Source organism: Collinsella aerofaciens, assembly GCF_964283865.1.
Taxonomy (GTDB): domain Bacteria; phylum Actinomycetota; class Coriobacteriia; order Coriobacteriales; family Coriobacteriaceae; genus Collinsella.
In genome coordinates, this window is the sequence record NZ_CAXYLS010000011.1 from 24,043 (window position 1) to 41,362 (window position 17,320).

General features: G+C 59.6%; 14 protein-coding genes. 5 read left to right on the forward strand and 9 right to left on the reverse strand.

Features of this window, described 5'->3' with window-relative positions; translation table 11 throughout:
• Positions 1–333 precede the first annotated feature (333 nt).
• Positions 334–1,137, forward strand: a complete 804-nt coding sequence (locus ACRX4W_RS06805) for a DeoR/GlpR family DNA-binding transcription regulator (RefSeq protein WP_432299745.1) — start codon at positions 334–336, stop codon at positions 1,135–1,137.
• Positions 1,138–1,202: 65 nt separating this feature from the next.
• Here ACRX4W_RS06805 and ACRX4W_RS06810 read toward each other — a convergent pair whose 3' ends face one another.
• Both ACRX4W_RS06810 and ACRX4W_RS06815 read right to left on the reverse strand, forming a co-directional pair.
• A complete protein-coding gene (locus tag ACRX4W_RS06810) occupies positions 1,203–2,363 on the reverse strand; it encodes an FprA family A-type flavoprotein (RefSeq protein ID WP_432299747.1) in 1,161 nt (386 codons plus the stop codon).
• Between the two features lie 128 nt (positions 2,364–2,491).
• On the reverse strand, positions 2,492–3,478 hold the full coding sequence (locus ACRX4W_RS06815; RefSeq protein ID WP_432299788.1) for a LacI family DNA-binding transcriptional regulator: 987 nt from the start codon (positions 3,476–3,478) through the stop codon (positions 2,492–2,494).
• Between the two features lie 383 nt (positions 3,479–3,861).
• Here ACRX4W_RS06815 and ACRX4W_RS06820 point away from each other — a divergent pair, with 383 nt between their 5' ends.
• On the forward strand, positions 3,862–5,067 hold the full coding sequence (locus ACRX4W_RS06820) for a galactokinase (RefSeq protein ID WP_432299749.1): 1,206 nt from the start codon (positions 3,862–3,864) through the stop codon (positions 5,065–5,067).
• Positions 5,058–6,686: a UDP-glucose--hexose-1-phosphate uridylyltransferase gene (locus ACRX4W_RS06825; RefSeq protein WP_432299751.1), complete on the forward strand. Its 1,629-nt coding sequence runs from the start codon at positions 5,058–5,060 to the stop codon at positions 6,684–6,686. The genes ACRX4W_RS06820 and ACRX4W_RS06825 overlap by 10 nt, the downstream gene beginning before the upstream one ends.
• A 330-nt stretch (positions 6,687–7,016) precedes the next feature.
• Here the strand turns inward: ACRX4W_RS06825 and ACRX4W_RS06830 are convergent, their stop codons facing one another.
• The 7 genes from ACRX4W_RS06830 to ACRX4W_RS06860 form a co-directional block, all read right to left on the reverse strand.
• Positions 7,017–7,952, reverse strand: coding sequence for a hexose kinase (locus ACRX4W_RS06830; RefSeq protein WP_432299753.1), 936 nt, complete (start codon positions 7,950–7,952; stop codon positions 7,017–7,019).
• 53 nt (positions 7,953–8,005) lie between these two features.
• Positions 8,006–8,887 carry an aldose 1-epimerase family protein gene (locus ACRX4W_RS06835; RefSeq protein WP_432299754.1) on the reverse strand — a complete coding sequence of 294 codons (882 nt, stop codon included), beginning with the start codon at positions 8,885–8,887 and terminating at the stop codon, positions 8,006–8,008.
• Between the two features lie 378 nt (positions 8,888–9,265).
• Positions 9,266–9,790, reverse strand: a complete 525-nt coding sequence (gene lacB, locus ACRX4W_RS06840; RefSeq protein ID WP_006234831.1) for a galactose-6-phosphate isomerase subunit LacB — start codon at positions 9,788–9,790, stop codon at positions 9,266–9,268.
• 63 nt (positions 9,791–9,853) lie between these two features.
• Entirely contained in the window at positions 9,854–10,282 is a 429-nt protein-coding gene (lacA, locus tag ACRX4W_RS06845) for a galactose-6-phosphate isomerase subunit LacA (protein WP_432299756.1), read from the reverse strand.
• A gap of 307 nt (positions 10,283–10,589) precedes the next feature.
• Complete coding sequence (locus ACRX4W_RS06850) at positions 10,590–11,621, reverse strand: hypothetical protein (RefSeq protein ID WP_432299757.1); 1,032 nt, start codon at positions 11,619–11,621, stop codon at positions 10,590–10,592.
• Between the two features lie 280 nt (positions 11,622–11,901).
• Positions 11,902–12,240, reverse strand: a complete 339-nt coding sequence (locus tag ACRX4W_RS06855) for a PTS lactose/cellobiose transporter subunit IIA (RefSeq protein ID WP_432299759.1) — start codon at positions 12,238–12,240, stop codon at positions 11,902–11,904.
• Positions 12,241–12,454: 214 nt separating this feature from the next.
• Entirely contained in the window at positions 12,455–13,459 is a 1,005-nt protein-coding gene (locus tag ACRX4W_RS06860; protein WP_432299761.1) for a LacI family DNA-binding transcriptional regulator, read from the reverse strand.
• 357 nt (positions 13,460–13,816) lie between these two features.
• Here ACRX4W_RS06860 and ACRX4W_RS06865 point away from each other — a divergent pair, with 357 nt between their 5' ends.
• Positions 13,817–15,586 carry a PTS transporter subunit EIIC gene (locus ACRX4W_RS06865; protein ID WP_432299763.1) on the forward strand — a complete coding sequence of 590 codons (1,770 nt, stop codon included), beginning with the start codon at positions 13,817–13,819 and terminating at the stop codon, positions 15,584–15,586.
• A 66-nt stretch (positions 15,587–15,652) separates the two neighbouring features.
• Positions 15,653–17,092, forward strand: coding sequence for a 6-phospho-beta-galactosidase (gene lacG / locus ACRX4W_RS06870; protein ID WP_432299765.1), 1,440 nt, complete (start codon positions 15,653–15,655; stop codon positions 17,090–17,092).
• Positions 17,093–17,320: the final 228 nt, after the last annotated feature.

Genomic DNA, 17,320 nt, shown 5'->3' on the forward strand with positions numbered 1-17,320 from the left:
GCGTTTGCTCCTCTCCCTCGCCCGCATCTGGACATCGGGCGTAGTTGTTCACAAGGCGTTTTACCTTGCGTTTTACTGCGCTCATTGTATGAAAATCGACGGCGTCGCACGTATGAGATATCACCGGCACACAGGTCAAGACACTCGTTTTTGAAAAGCAAACGGAAGGGATTCGCGCCGGATCCCTCTATACGACATTGCAGTTTTCAAGCGAATCATCTTTCTTTTATAGAAAAGATAAGTAATCGAAAGGCGTTTTCTTACTTAAAAAGAAAATGAACGAAAATAGACTCAACACAATTCCTGCAAATTTAAGTTGAGGATGGAGCAGCTATGGCCCATGCAACAACCCGAGCCTTCGCCGATGAGCGTCGCGCTGCCATCATGGAGATGCTCGAACATAACGCCTCGGTGCAGGTGGCAGAAATCGCCCAGACCTTTGGCGTGTCCTCCGTTACCGCCCGTGCCGACCTAGACGCGCTCGCCGAGTCCGGCAAGCTGCGCCGCACGCATGGTGGCGCTGTGTCGCTCCAGAAGCGACTGACCGTATCCACCCAGGATCGCCGCATCAACGTCAATGTCGCCGCCAAGCAGGCCATCGCACAAAGCGCCATTGAACTCGTCGGCAACGGTGACACCCTGCTCGTCGACTCGGGCACCACCGCTCTCGAGTTTGTCCGGCTCCTCGACCAGCGCGATGGCATCACCGTCATCACGGCCGACATTACCATTGCCGATTACATCGACGAGAGCATGCCCTCGGTCGATGTCGTCATGCTGGGCGGGGCACTGCGCAAAGGCCATCGCTATCTGTACGGCCCACTTACCATGCAGGCGCTCCAAATGGTCCACGCCGACCTTGCCGTCATGTGCCCTGGCGCTTTTGTTCCCGGCTGCGGCTTTACGACCGACTTTCCGCAGATGGCCGAGACCAAAGCGGCTATGGTCGGCGCCGCCCGCCAAAGCGTCGCCCTCATGGACGCCAGTAAGGTCAACGGACGTGGCATGTACCGCTTTGCCGAGCTCGCCGACGTCGACACCATCGTGATGGACAGCGACCCTGATAATACCGTCGCCACCTCAATCGCCGAGATCGTCGACAACGCCCGCCCAAATCTCCTCATCGCCGGCGCTTAAACAAAAACCACCACAAAGGTGCCTGTCCCCTTTGTGGTGGTTTGCTCGTTAAAAGCGAAATATCGCTACTTGGAAAGCTCGTCGGCGAGAACCTCGATCTGAGCGCGCGAGGCGTCGTTGAGCGAACCCAGGACGGTCACCTTGTTCTGCGCCAGGGTGATGTCCTTCATGCCCTCGAGCTCCTTGGTCATAACCTTGGCAGCGGTGGGCGCCCAGGAGCCGGCCTCGACGAGTGCCACCGTACGGTTCTGATAGGCGTGCTCGGCAAGCGTGTGGATAAAGGTGCTCATGAACGGGAAGATCTCGCCCTGATAGGTGATGGAGGCGAGCACCAGACGGTCATAGCGGAACGCGTCCTCAACCGCCTCGGCCATATCGTCGCGAGCCAGGTCAAAGACGGAGACCTTCTGACCGCGAGCCTCGAGCGCTGCGGCGAGCTCCTCGACGGCAGCCTTCAGATGGCCATAGACGCTCGCGTAGGCAATGGTGATGCCCTCGTCCTCGGACTGATAGCTCGACCAGGTGTTGTAGGTGTCGAGGTAATAGCCCAGGTTCTCGCTAAGAACAGGACCATGGAGCGGGCAGATGATCTGGATATCCAGATCGGCGGCCTTCTTGAGCACGGTCTGCACGAATTTGCCGAACTTACCGACGATGCCAAAGTAGTAACGGCGCGCTTCGCAAGCCCAACCTTCCGGGTCCTCGATGTCGTTAGCACCGAACTTGCCAAAGCCGTCGGCACTAAAGAGCACCTTGTCGGTGGCCTCGTAGGAGAAGATCACCTCGGGCCAGTGCACGTTGGGGGCGCCGACAAACGTTAGGCTGTGACCGCCCAGATCGAGCACGTCGCCCTCTTTGACGACCATCTTGCGCTCGGGGTAGTCGGTGCCAAAGTAGTTGACCATCATGCGGAAAGCGCCCATGCTGGCCACAATCTGTGCCTGGGGATAGCGCTCCATAAAGGCGGCGATACCGGCGGAGTGATCGGGCTCCATGTGATGTACAACCAGGTAGTCGGGCGTACGGCCATCGAGCACGGCCTCGAGGTTGCCGAGCCACTCGTCGACAAAACCACCGTCGACCGAATCGGCGACGGCGATCTTGTCGCCCAAGATAACGTAGCTGTTGTATGCCATACCATTCTCGGACACGTCATACTGGCCCTCGAACAGGTCAATGTCGTGATCGTTGACGCCAATGTAGCGGATATCCTTGGTGATCTCCATCAGGCAAAGCCTCCTAGATAGACAAAAAACCCGTCTATCATAGCACTCGTCTTCATAGCCACGGCTATCTGCCAGCATCCTTATCGATTGTTATTGAGACGGAATATACCGCTGTTGACCTACAAAAACTATATGCGCGGCGCTGCTGTGCTATGTCGAATAATGAGCTGGCCGGGAATACGAATGGCAACGGTTTTGCCCGCCGTACCCGCCTCGGGAACCGCATGCTCAAACACCTCGCGTCCGCGCTGATGTAGATCGAATCGCACGGTCGTGAGCTCGTTGTGCGCCACAAAATCATCGAGTGAATCGTCAACGCCCACCACACTCACGTCCTCGGGCACGCGCAGGCCGCTATCGCGCAGCGCTGCAATTGCGCCGTTTGCCATCTGGTCGTTTGCCGCATAAATCGCTGTCATGGTGCGATCGTGCTCGGCCAGATATCTGCCGGCCTCGTAGCCGCTGTTGGCAGACCAGTCGCCCTCGAGCGGCTCTGCCGGCTCGATGTGTTTACGCTCGAGCGCATCCTGCCAACCGGCGCGACGAAATTGCTCGTCGACCGAGAAGGACGGGCCGCCAATATAGCGAATCTGCTCGTGCCCCAGCTCAAACAGGTGATCCATAAGCAATAACGAGCAGCCGTAATGGTCGGAATCGACCGTGGTCACGCGCGGATGCGCGTACATGGTAACGATGACCGTGCCAATGCCCGGCAGTGGATCAAACGTCTCAAAATCGGGCGCCATACGGCTCATGCCGATGATGATGCCGTCCACGGGCAGCGCAGCCATACGACGCGTTGCCTCGGCAAGCGAGAATTCCTCGGTCTTGGACATCTCGACCAGCGTGATGGCGCAATTACGCTCGCGAGCAGCGCTGGCGATGCCGTCGATCATTGAAAGGTTGCCAAACTTGGTGACATCGTTGATGCACAGACCGACCGAATGGTAGCGGCCGTCGCGCAGCGAGCGACCGGCATAACTCGGACGAAAGCCGAGCTCTTGCATAGCGGCCTGCACGCGCTGGCGCGTCTGCTCGTTGACGTTAGGGAGGCCGTTGGCAACGCGCGAAACCGTCTGCTGCGAAACACCGGCAGCGCGGGCGACGTCGGCCATGGAAACCGGACGCGTACCTGTATCGTTGGACGGACGCCTTGCCACAGGATCACCTTCACCCTTGCGAGATCTGAATAGCGTGCATGCCAGCCCGGGCAGAAATACACCCCGCGCCGAGGCCCGCTATCGTCGGACGCATGTTAACGTACTCTACTTTTTCAATCCGCAACTCTTCTGCTCTATAAGTCCATACGGCAATACCGTTCACGGCTGAATTTCTACCGATTACCAGATTCTCAAAAAGTGATAAGCGTTGTGTTATGAGTACGTTAACATAGCCTGTAACGTGCGGTATTGTGAACACTTGGTTTATGCCGCTTCAAATTGTTAACGTACTCATAACGACGCAAAACTCACCCGTGCGCGCCAAAGAAAGGACTCCCATGACCACGCCCGACGAAAAGACATTCGCCACGCTCACTAAGCTGTTTGAGGAGGAGTTTGGCCCCATCGGCGACCGCCAGGTGCTCTACGTGCACGCGCCCGGGCGTTCCGAGATCAGCGGCAACCACACCGACCACGAGGGCGGCCACGTTATCGCCGGCTCGCTCGATGTCGCTGTCGACGGCATCGCCGTGGCAACCGACTCCAACAAGGTCCGCGTCGCCGACGAGGGCTATCCTACGTTTGAGGTCACGCTCGACACACTGGATGTTCAGGAGTCCGAGAAGGGCATGTCCGCGAGCCTCGTCCGCGGCATGGCCCACGAGGTCGCAGCGCTTGGTGTTGAGCCCAAGGGCTTCGACTTCGCCTTCACCTGCTCCGTCCCCTCGGGCGGTGGCCTTTCCAGCTCTGCCGCCGTCGAAGCCGCGTACGGCCGTGCCATGGAGACGCTCTGGGGCGCGCCCGCCATTGAACCCGTCACGCTCGCTCAGATGAGCCAGCGCACCGAGAACAACTACTACGGCAAGCCCTGCGGTCTGATGGACCAAGCCGCCGTGTGCCTGGGCGGCCTCGCCTACATGGACTTTGAGGATCAAGCCCAGCCTAAGACCCAAAAGCTCGAGCTCAACTTTGAGGATCACGGCTATGCGCTCGTGCTCGTTAAAGTTGGCGCCGACCATGTGGCAGCTACCGACGACTACGCCGCCGTTCCGCGCGAGATGCAGGACGTCGCTGCCGAGTTTGGCAAGGCACGCCTATGCGAGGTCGATGTTGCCGACTTTGACGCCAAACTCCCCGAGCTGCGTGCCAAGCTGGGCGACCGTGCCTGCCTGCGCGCCGTTCACTACTGGTACGAGAATGGCCTGGTCGATAAGCGTTGGGCGGCCCTTAACGCCGGCGATATCGATCAGTTCCTGGTCCTGACGCGCGAGTCCGGCGCCAGCTCCGCCATGTACCTGCAGAATGTTGTTGCCAAGCTGGGTTCCGAGCAGCCTTCCATGTATGCCCTGGCGCTGGCCGAGCACGTGCTCGACGGCCGCGGCGCCGTCCGTATCCACGGTGGCGGCTTTGGTGGCACCATCCAGGCCTTCGTGCCGCTCGACCTGGTCGACACCTTCATTGCCAAGATGAACAGCTGGCTGGGCGAGGGCTCTGCCCGTCACTACGCCATCTCTGACAAGGGGGCTTACGCGGCATGGCTGTAATGACTGACGTGCGCGAGGCCGCACAGAACCTGATCGAGTACGCCATCCACCGATCGATGATCGGACAGGACGATCGCATCTGGGCCTACAACACCATTTTGGAGTGCATCGGCGCCACGGGCCCCGCACTCGACATGGCTTGGGCACTCAAGACCGAGAAGATTTCGCTCTTGCACCCCGATACACTCCCCAACTTTGACCTGGAGGGCACGCTTGCCGCGCTTGCCGAGGCTGCCATTACCAACGGCGCCGCCGAGGACACGGCGTCGGGCCGCGACCGCATCGCCATGTGCATCATGGGCGTGCTCATGCCGAGGCCTTCGGCTGTAAACGAGGAGTTCAACGGACGTATGGGCGTCAACGAGCCCCGCGCCGCGACCGACTGGTTCTACGGCCTGTGCTGTGACGCCGGTTACGTGCGCCGCGCCGCTATCGCGCGCAACATCAAATGGAGCACTTCCACCAACTGGGGTGACCTGGAGATCACCATCAACCTGTCAAAGCCCGAAAAGGACCCGCGCGATATCGCCGCGGCAGGTGCAGCCAAGAACACGGGCGAGAAGTATCCCGCCTGCCAGCTCTGCATCGAAAACGAGGGGTATCCCGGACGCTCCGCCGCAGCCGACGGAGGCGCTCATCCCGCCCGTCAGAACCTGCGCGTTATTCCCATTCAGCTTAATGGCGAGCGCTGGGGCTTCCAGTACAGCCCGTACGCGTACTTTAACGAGCACTGCATTGCCATGAGCTCCGAGCATCGTCCGATGCACGTCGACCGCAAGGGTCTGACCTGCCTGCTCGACTTTGTGGACCTGTTCCCGCATTACTTCATCGGCTCTAACGCCGACCTGCCCATCGTAGGCGGCTCAATCTTGTCGCACGACCACTTCCAGGGTGGCGCGCACGAGTTCCCCATGATGCACGCCGCCGAGGTCTCGCAGTTTAGCGTGCCCGGTTTTAACCAGGTCAGCGGTACCGTGTTGCAGTGGCCGCTCTCGGTGCTGCGCCTGCGCTCGCATGACCGCGCTCAGCTGCTCGACGCTGCCGAGAAGATTATCCTCGCCTGGCGCGAGTGGACCGATGAGTCGGTGGGCGTCATCGCGCGCACAGCCGACGGCGTGGCGCACAACACGGTGACGCCCGTCATCCGCCGCGTCGACTCCCGCGGCAATGCCGGCGGCGAAATCTACGAGGCCTACCTGGCGCTTCGCTGCAACATCACGACCGACGAGCATCCGCTGGGCGTGTTCCACCCGCATGCCGAGTATCACCATATTAAAAAGGAGAACATCGGCCTGATTGAGGTCATGGGCCTGGCCATCCTGCCGCCGCGCTTGGTTCCCGAGCTCGGCGCTGTCCGCGAGCACCTGCTGGCGGCCAAAGCCGATGCCAGCTACGATCTTGCCGGCGCTCTCGAGAGCGACGACCTTTGCCGCAGCCACGCCGCATGGGCGGAAGACGTCTACGCTCGCCGTGCCGACGAGCTTACGGCGGACAACGCCATCGATATCCTGCACGAGGAGGTCGGCGTGGTGTTTGGCCACGTGCTCGACAACGCCGGCGTCTTTAAATGGGACGAAGCCGGCCGCGCCGCCCAGCAGCGCTTTATCGACTCGCTGTAATGATCCCTTTCGGACGAAGGAAAACGGATCACTTCGTCTTCAATAAAACGGCGCCCCCCGGCAACATCGCCGGCGGGCGCCGTTTTATTGGCTAGTCATTGGGGACGTTCTTAAATGACTAGTCAAACAAGAACGTCCCCAATGACTACTTGCGACCAAGGCAACGCCGATGTCTTGGCATTGTCAGCGAAAACGCCCCTAAGCGAGCAAGGTGACGTGAAAGAGGAGGGCATTGACCTTCTGGTCATGCCCGACGATTGAACGTCAGATTGCCGCTTAGGGGCGTTTGCAGCGTCGAGCCGTTACGGCGTTTGGTAAAACGCCGTAACCCTACAGTTCAGTCACGACAACGTTGCTGTAGATCTCGTCCCAGCGGTCCATGACCAGGTGGCCGGTCTTGGGATCCATGGCGTTGAGCTTGCCACAGGTATTGGCGGTCTTGAGCACCGTGACGTCGTCGGCACCAGCAGCAATCGCATGCGCAAAGCCGGCGATGGTCGAGTCACCGGAACCCGTCGCGTTCACAGCCGCAATCGCGGGCGTCTTGGCGCGGAACGCGCGACCCTCATGGAAGCCCACCGAACCGGCAGCGCCCATCGAAACGACAACCCAGGGAATACCGGCAAAACGGCTATCGGCGGCAAGCGCCTCGCGCAGGGCATCGACATCATCGGTCGTAAAGGACGTACCCAGCAGGCCGTTAATCTCGGTCAGATTGGGTTTTACGAGCTCAGGCTTAGCGTCGGACTCCAGCGCAGCCTCCAGCGACGCACCCGAGGTGTCGAGCAGCACCTTGGCGCCCGCCTCCTCGGCGATCTTGACGAGCTCGGCATAGTAGCCGGCATCGACGCCACGCGGCAGCGAGCCCGAAAGCGTCACAACGTCCGCCTTCGCTGCAAGCTCGGCGAACTTGGCCGTAAAGGCCTCGAGCTCGGCCGGGGCGATCTGCGGGCCGCTCTCCAAAAGCTCGGTCTGATTACCCTCGTGCAGAATATTCAGGCAAATGCGCGTCTCACCGGCGATGGGCACAAAGTCGTTCTTGACGCCGTCGGCATCCATAAGCTCGGCCATATAGGCACCCATGTGGCCGCCGAGCAGACCGGTCGCGAGCACATCGTCGCCCAACTGCAGCAGCACACGGCTCACGTTGAGGCCCTTGCCGCCAGCGGTCTTTTCGGGCGTCACACGGTTAACATCGTCGATGATCAGCTTGTCGAGCTGATAGCGCGTATCAATCGACGGGTTCATGGTAACGGTCAGAATCATGTTGAACTCCTGTTCCGGGGCGGCATGACCCGCCCCAAACATACGATAACTCGTTAAAGGATCTCGATCTCAAAGCCGCGGGTGACGGTCTCTCCCGGCTTGGCCACCAGGCAGCCACGCTTGTGCTCAAGAATATCGTCCTCGTCGGAGCAGGTGGACAGGCCGCCCCACGGCTCAACAGCCACAAAGTCGCCCTCGGGCTTGCTCCACACAATCAGGTACGGCATATCGGGGAACGTCAGGCGCACGCCCTTGTCCTCGGTTTTCTTGGTCAGCGTAACCACGCGGCTCTCGAGCACGTCGAAGATGGTCTCCGCGAAGTCAAAGAGTTCGTGGGTAAGCGGCAGGTTCTGGCCGATCATGGGGTTCTTGCTGCGATGCTCAACATCAATCAAGCCCGTCGAGGGAACGGCAGTGCAGAGGTCGGCGGCCTCACGCTGCTCAAAACGAAGCTCGTAATCGTCGTAGGACTCGTCCTCATCGAGTGGGCACTTAAAGCCGGGGTGACCGCCCACAAAGAACGGCATATCCTCGGTGCCCTCATTGGTCACCTCGTACGACACGGCCACCTTTTCCGAATCGATCGTGTAGCGCGCAACGATCTTAAACGGATACGGGTACTGCTCGAGCAACTCGGCATGGTCGGCAGAGCTGAGGCTCAGCGCAACCATGTTGTCGCCCTGCTCCTCGAGCTTCCACTCCTGCTTGCGGGCAAAGCCGTGGCGGGCAAGCTTGACCTCGCGGCCACCCATGGTCATCGCGCGGCCATCACGAAGGCCGCCGCAAATCGGGAAGCAAATGGGTGCCTGGCCCGACCAGACCGAAGGATCGCCCTGCCACAGGTACTCGCGACCGTTGGCTTTAATCGAAGTGAACGATCCGCCAGCCGTGCTCAGTGCCACACAAATAGAACCGTTATCAAGAACAAACTCCATAGGAGTCTCCCCTTTCGTACGACAGCCCGCCGAGTCAGTGGGGCTGATAGAAAACCGGCCCGCGCCCCCTCACAGAAACGCGAGCCGTCAATTGAAAAGCTGCAGAATGCCGGGGACCGCCAAGAGCGAAGCACTCAAGCCAAGCAAGCAAACGTGTTATCGGAGCTGCTCGCCGCACCAGAACGCTTCGCAACAACAGTGGTAACCCTGCAGGTACCCCCAACGTCAGCGAGCGGCGCTCAGGTGCCCCAGGTCGCCGCGAAAGAGGAGCGACGCGTACTTCATGTACGCGAGCGACGGTTTGAGCAGCGAGATGGGGTGCCTGAGCGCCGCGCAGCGTCGACCCGTTACGCGGTTTGGTAAAACCGCGTGACCTCCTTAGTCGTGGTATTCGCCGCGGTCCCACTTCTCGAGGAACTCGTCAAAGAAGTGCGGGTCAGCCTGAGCCTCGGCGTCGGCCTTATTGCAGGCATCGATCTTGGCGATCAGGGCATCGTGCTCGGGGGTCTTCTCGTAGGGCTCCTCCAGGAAGGCAAGCATAATGTCGGCCATCAGGAACTCGCCGGTAATCTTGCCGCCAAAGCCCACGATGTTGGCGTTGAGCTCGCGACGGGCATAGAGGGCAGAGGTCATGTCGCGAACCAGGGCGCAGCGGGCGCCGGGAACCTTGTTGACGGCGTTGGTGATGCCGATGCCGGTGCCGCACAGGGCCACGCCAAAGTCGGCCTTGCCGCTGGCAACAGCCTCGCCCACGGCCTTACCGTAGATGGGATAGTGCGTACGGGTGTGGCTGTAGGTGCCGCAGTCGAGCACCTTGTAGCCAGCCTGCTCCAGGCGGTCGGCCAGATAGATCTTCTCGTCCGTAACGATATGGTCGCAACCGATTGCGATGGTCTTCTTCATCAGAACGTCCTTTCGTCTGAATTCACAAGTTGAGATAGAAGTTCGAGTTCTCGGTGGCTCTCGTTAGGCCATCTTGTTGAGCATGTCGACACGGATCTGGTGACGGCCGCCGGCATACTGGGCGCGCAGGAACTCGCGGGCGATCTTCTTGGCAACCTCGGTGCCCACAACGCCCGGGCCCATGGTGACCATGCGCGAGCCGTTGTGCTCGCGGGTCATGTAGGCGGAACGCTCGTCGGAAATGTTGGCGACGACCATACCCTTGATCTTGACGGCGGCCATATAGGAGCCGACGCCGTACTTATCGAATGCGAAGCCCTGGGAATCCTTGTGCTCCAGCAGGTCCTTGGCAACGGCGGTGGCGGAATCGACAAAGTCCGCGGCAGGGGTCTCGGAATAGTCGATGACCTCGTGACCGTCGGCGATGAGCATCTCCTTGATGGACTCCTTCATCGACATACCGTCGGCATCGGAAGCGATTACAACCCTCATGACATCCTCCTTGAGAGATACGCAGGTGCGTAGTTTCTGTTTGGAAGTGTTGAATCGCGTTCAGGTCCGGGCATCTGAATGTGCGGTTCTTCACTGTTCATGTTTATTTGAACACATTCGAACACCGACTGCAACCATTATTTGTTTATCTTTGTTCTTTTTTGAACAAATACCGTTTACGGATGATTGCCGACCGCTTGGGCCCGGCGCAGACGTAGCGACCACGTGTTCAACAAACAAAAGGGCGGCCAAGAACGTGTCTCGGCCGCCCTTCTTGCGGTTGATCTTCCAAAGATCGCGTTGCCGCCTACTCAGACTGTCCACTCTTCTTGGCATGTTTGGACGGAGCGCTCAAGAAACGACCCGTCAGATAGTTCGCCGGGCCAGAGATATCGATCCCCAGTAGCGTGTGTCCCAGCCACAGAAACGCCGCGAGCACCAGCAGCGGGATAACGCACGAAGTCACGATCATCACGATGACGCCTTCGATCAGATCGGTCACCTGCCGCACGATCTCGTCGGTCATCTGCTTGGCACCACTGGTTACCGACGTGACCAGGCTCGAGGCCCCGTCAGTCAACTGCTCGAGTACGTTTTTGGACCCCGTGGTCTCGGACTTTTTCTTGCTCGATTTTGAGCTGGTCTCGGCTGACTTGTCCGTGGTGCCGGCCGTGTCCGCAGCGTCCGCTGCCTTTTGCTCAGCTTGCTCAATACTTACGCGATACGTTTCGTCGACCTTTTGCGATACCCACACACTCGCGGGTACAAGCGCCATGCCAATCACGGCAACCACCAGCACGCGCGTCGCCACGCGGCGCAGGACGGCGCTCGTACTCCAGCGCCCATGAAAGCCAAGTGAGATCGCAAAGAGCACCAGCGCAAACGGGATTAAGATGCCCAAGCCAACCGACCACAATATCGTGAGCAAATATTTCTCGAGGTAGAGCACGGCGAGCACGATGCCCAAGTTACCCGAAAGCTGTGCGAGCTGCTCGGCAACCGGCGTTCCCGTATCACCCGGCAGCGCGGTAATGCCCGCAGACAGCGCCACGCACGAGGTCGTGAGCGCCAGTACGTTGCCTTTCTTTTGGTCGATGACCTCGATGGTGGAGTCCCAAGTCTTGGTATCGGCAAAATGTGGGCGTGCGACAAATCCCGACAGCAACGCCAGCACCACGAGCGCAACGATAAAGCCAATCTGCAGCTTTTTGTTTGCGCACACGACATCGGACAGGCTGGGCTGCAGCTCGGTTACCGTCGTGTGCTCGGTTATCTGGACAGGACGCCCATGAGCCATCTCGTGCGCGTCTCTCTTTTGAATCAATCCGTTGTCCGGCATTTGGATACCTCCTCATTCCGGCCTGTAATGCGGTGGAAAGTATACCCACCCATCGAAAAACCGAACGGGAGGGCGTGCAGAAGCCCCAAGACTGTCCCCAACGACTAGTCGTTTAAGAACGTCCCCAACGGCTAGCCGTTTAAGAACGTCCCCAATGACTAAAGGAGTGTCCCAAACTGCCGGCAGATAAGGAACGTCCCCAAGTGCCGGATAAACAGAAAAAGCCCTGTCGCGGGTTTACGGCAGAGCTTTTGGAAGGGGACTTGGTTGTGAGGGCTCGTTAGGCGAGCTTGGCCTCGAGCTCGGCGATGCGCTTGTAGGCATCGATGGTAAAGCGGGTCTGCTTCTCCAGAATCATGGTGGTCATGAGGGTGTCCTGGGCGTGAGCCATGATGAAGGTCATCTCCATCTCGCCGCCGCCGGCCTCCTGCGACAGCAGCTTGGTCTGCGTGTCGTGAGCGCCAATGAGCGCATCGTTGGCATCCTTGTGCAGCTGCTCGGCCTTCTCAAAATCACCCTCGCGAGCAGCATCGAGCGCTGCAAGCAGATCGGTCTGGGCGTCACCCGCGTATGCGACAATCTCGAATCCAACCATCGAGATTTCTTCTTTGGTTGCCATATTGCGTTCCTTTCACATATGAACCAATGGAGAGCATCGCGTCCGGGCATACGCGCTGCGTTGTGTATGATAGAAACATTAACATTCAAACAAAAAAGAACAATGCAAAACGTAATTTTGAACTACAAACGGTCGATTTTCGCCCGTGAACGGTTTTTAAACCAATTCGAACAATATCAAACACTATTAACGGCAACCCAAACAGGTCCGTACCCTAGCGCAAATCGCGTACCGTATCGCCCGTTACGAGCACCCCGGGGATCAGCATGTGTTCCACGCCAGGCGCAACTCCCTCGGCGCCGGCGATCTTGTCGACCGCCCACATGCCGACACGCTTGTTGTCAAAGCGCACCGTAGTCAGGCGACGATCGGGCACGATATCGCCCAAACTATCGTCAACACCCACCACGCTCACGTCCTCGGGCACGCGCTTTCCGCGCGACTCGAGCCCGCGAATGCAGCCGTAGGCCATGGCATCGTTGGAGGCATAGATGGCCGTGCAGGTCGGATCGTCCGCCAGAGCCTGACCGGCAGCATAGCCGCTCTGCGCCGTCCAATCGCCACGAATGAATCGCGGCGGCTCAATACCATGTGCGCGCAATGTCTCACGCCAGCCCTCCTCGCGCTGCATGCCCGAAAGCGAGCGCTCGGGGCACGAGATAAAGTGCACGGTCTTGTGCCCCTGCCCCAGCAAGTACTCGACAACCTGGCGCGAGCAATCGAACTGGTCGTTATCGACCGTCGAGCACAGCGGGTGCTCCAGCATGGTAACGAGCACCGTCTGCATACCGGGCAGCGGCTCAAAGGTGCCAAAGTCCGCCGGCATGCGGTTCATAATCACAACCATGCCGTCCACCGGCAGTGCGCTCATGCGCGACGATGCGCTCTCGAGGGTATAGGGGTGTCCGTCTACTTTAGTAAGGGTGATGGCATAGCCGTGTTTGTCGGCAGCGGCGGCAAAACCCTCCATACGGTCGAGGTTGCCGGTGCCGGTAATGTTGAACATGGCGACGCCGACCGTCTTGAACTTGCCGCGGCGCAGTGACCGGCCGGCAAAGTTTGGACGGTAGCCAAGTTCGCGCATGGCGGCGCGCACGCGCTCCTTGGTCTCGGGGCGCACGCTGGGCGAATCGTGCACCGTACGCGAGACTGTCTGCTCCGAGACGCCCGCGAGGCGCGCCACATCCTTAACGGAAACCGATTTTTTAACAGCGGCCATAGGTCGATCTTTCTATGTCGACGATGCCATTGGTGGCACCCTACGCAGTCATTTTTAACGCCTTCAAGTATATCCAACGCCTCCCCCACCATACGCTCACCACCCAAAACCTACCGTTCACCGACAATTCTGCTTCCCCAAACGGCTTTTGGCGCCCAAATGTTAACGTTGCCATTGTGCAAACACAGAGCCACCGGGCGGCTCAATCGTTTACACGCAAGGAATCGACGGTCTACAGGCACAGGGGCCACCGATTCACATCTTTTTTTGTGTCGCAAAATGGCAACGTCAACATTTTGGCAACCAGACGTCAAAAGCTACCATCGTTGCTAACCCACCGACTCTTAGGAGCTTTGCATGGAGCAACTCATCGCCACCATCGAAAAAGGCCAGCCCTTTTTCAACGCGATCGCCCGCAACAAGTACCTCAAGGCGATTCGCGACGGCTTTATCTCCGTCATCCCCATCATCATCTTCTCGTCCATCTTCTGCCTGGTAGCCTCGGTCCCCAACATCTGGGGTTTCTACTGGCCCGATGACATCAACAACGCCCTGTGGAAGTGCTACAACTACTCCATGGGCATCCTGGCCATCGCCTGCGCCGCCACCACGGCCAAGCACTTCGCCGACGCCCAGAACCGCGACCTGCCCAAGAACAACCAGATCAACTTTATCTCGTGCATGTGCGCGGCCATCATCGGCTTTTTGCTCCTTTCGAGCGACACCATCGCCACGGACGCCGCCAGCGGCTTCAACACCACCTACCTTGGTTCCAAGGGCCTGCTGACCGCCTTCATCGCTGCGTTTGTGACCGGCATCATCTACAAGTTCTTCATTAAGCGCAACATCACCGTCAAGATGCCCGAGCAGGTTCCGCCCAACATCTCGCAGACCTTTAAGGACATCATCCCCTTCTCCGTCTGCATCACCGTCTTTTGGGTCTTTGACATCGTCTTCCGCGCTGCCTTTGGCTTCTGCTTTGCCCAGGGCGTCATCCAGGTGTTCCAGCCCCTGTTCACCGCTGCCGACGGCTACATCGGTCTCGCTGTGATCTACGGTGCCATGAGCCTCTTCTGGTTCGTCGGCGTCCACGGCCCCTCGATCGTCGAGCCCGCCATCGCCGCCGCCCTCGTTGCCAACATGACCGATAACCTGGCTGCGTTCCAGGCCGGCGAGCACGCTTCCGCCGTCCTGACGCAGGGCGCCCAGTACTTCGTCGTCTGCATGGGCGGTACCGGCGCCACGCTCGTCCTGGTCTTTATGTTCTGCTTCCTGGCCAAGTCCCAGGAGATGCGCGCCGTCGGTAAGGCCGCCATCGTCCCCGTGTGCTTTGCCGTCAACGAGCCGCTGCTGTTCGCCGCGCCCATCGTGCTCAACCCCGTCTTCTTTGTCCCGTTTGTTTTTGCCCCGATCGCCAACATCTGGATCCTCAAGGTCTTTATCGACTTCTTGGGCATGAACGGCTTTATGTACACCCTGCCTTGGACCGTCCCCGGCCCCATCGGCACCATCATGGGCCTGGGCTTCCAGCCGCTCGCCTTTGTGATGCTCGCCATTATCCTGGTCGTCGACTTTGCCCTGTACTACCCGTTCTTCCGTGCCTATGACGCCCAGAAGTGCGCCGAGGAGGCCGAGATCTCCCAGGAGGAGCTCGCCGCCAAGAACGCCGAGAAGGCCGCCAAGCTCAACGACGCCTTCCAGGGCAAGGCCGACGCCAAGAGTGTTGCCGCCGGCGCCGCTGCCGAGGTCGTAAAGACCGATGCCGCCCCCGCCGCTGCCGCCACCGAGGCTACGGCCGCCAGCGACCTCAACGGCAAGCGTGTACTCGTGCTCTGCCAGGGCGGCGGCACCTCGGGCCTGCTCGCCAACGCGCTGGCCAAGGCCGCCAAGGAGCGCGGCATCGATCTTGAGACCGCTGCCGATGCCTATGGCAACCACGTGGACATGCTTCCCGACTTTGACCTGGTCGTCCTGGCTCCGCAGGCTGCCAGCTACCTGGCCGACCTGCAGAAAGACTGCGAGCGTGTGGGCAACAAGTGCGTCGCCTGCCGTGGTAAGCAATACATCGAGCTCTCCCAGAACGGCGACAAGTCTCTCGCCTTTGTGAGCGAGCAGCTGTCGAAGTAAGTAACGCTTAGGGCCAGCCGACTATCCAAGACCGGCTGGCCCTTCGATTTTAACGATTGGATCATCATGTCCGTTAACCCCGCCAGCGTCACCAACCCGCCCGCGCAGTTCCCCGAGGACTTTGTCTTTGGCGGCGCCACTGCTGCCTACCAGGTAGAAGGCGAGACCCGCACCCACGGTAAGGGCAAGGTCGCCTGGGACGACTTTCTGGAGGCCCAGGGCCGTTTCTCCCCCGATCCCGCCTCCGACTTCTACAACCAGTACCCCGTCGATCTGGAGCTGTGCGAGGAGTTCGGCATCAACGGCATTCGCCTCTCCATCGCCTGGAGCCGCATCTTCCCCAACGGCACCGGCGAGATAAACCCCGAGGGTGTCCAGTTCTACCACGACCTCTTTGCCGAGTGCCACAAGCACCACGTTGAGCCGTTTGTCACGCTGCATCACTTCGACACGCCGCTTCCCCTCTTTGAGAAGGGGGACTTCCTCAACCGCGAGACCATCGACGCCTTTGTGGACTTTGCCACTTTCTGCTTTCAGGAGTACGCCGACCAGGTGACCTATTGGTTCACCTTTAACGAGATCTGGGCCGACGCCTCCAACACCTACATCGAGGGCACCTTCCCCGGCGGCGTCAAGGCGCACCTGGCCGAGGCCTTCCAGTGCGAGCACAACATGATGCTCGCCCACGCCAAGGCTGTGCTGGCCTTCCACAACGGCGGCTTTAAGGGCAAGATCGGCGTCATTCAATCGTTGGAGTTCAAGTACCCGCTCAACGAGAACGACCCCGCCGACATCAAGGCCGCCAACAACGAGCACGTGCTGCAAAACCAGTTCCTGCTCGACGCCACCTTCCGCGGCGACTATGCCCCCGACACCCTCGAGTGCGCCAACCGCCTGGCTGCCGTCTCGGGCGGCACCATCGAGATCCTGGACGAGGACCTCGAGATTATGCGCGAGGCAGCGCTCTACAACGACTACCTGGGCGTTAACAACTACCAGTGCCGCTTCCTCAAGGCTTACGATGGCGAAAACGACCTGCACCACAACGGTACGGGCGAGAAGGGCACCGGTCGCTGGCGCGTCAAGGGCATTGGCGAGCATGTGAACAAGCCCGGCATCCCCACCACCGACTGGGACTGGATCATCTATCCCGAGGGTCTGTTCGATCTGCTCGTCTACATTAAGCAGCGCTACCCCAACTACAAGCAGATCTTCATCACCGAGAACGGCATGGGCTACAAGGACCCCTACAAGGACGGTTTTGTGGACGACCAGCCGCGCATCGACTACATCGAGCAGCACCTGCGCTGGCTGCTTAAGGCCATGGAGGTGGGCGTCAACGTGGGCGGCTACTTCCTGTGGAGTCTGCAGGACCAGTTCTCCTGGACCAACGGCTACAACAAGCGCTACGGCTTCTTCTACGTAGACTTTGAAACCCAGAAGCGCACGCCCAAGGCAAGCGCCTACTGGTACAAGCACGTGGCGCAGACCCGTCGTCTGGACTAGTGGCTTGCGACGAGCAGAATTGCCCCGCTCACATAACTTGTCCCCATTTCTCAGCCGGGGGCGGCACGTCACACGGCGCGCCGCCCCCGGCCTTTTTGTTTTTGAGCGAGTCGGCAGTCGTTCATCTCAATCTGTAACATACAGCCGAGCTTTTCAGTCCCAACTGTTACAGATTGAGATGAACGCACAGGCCAATCCTCTCAATCTAAATCTGTAACATCTAACGGG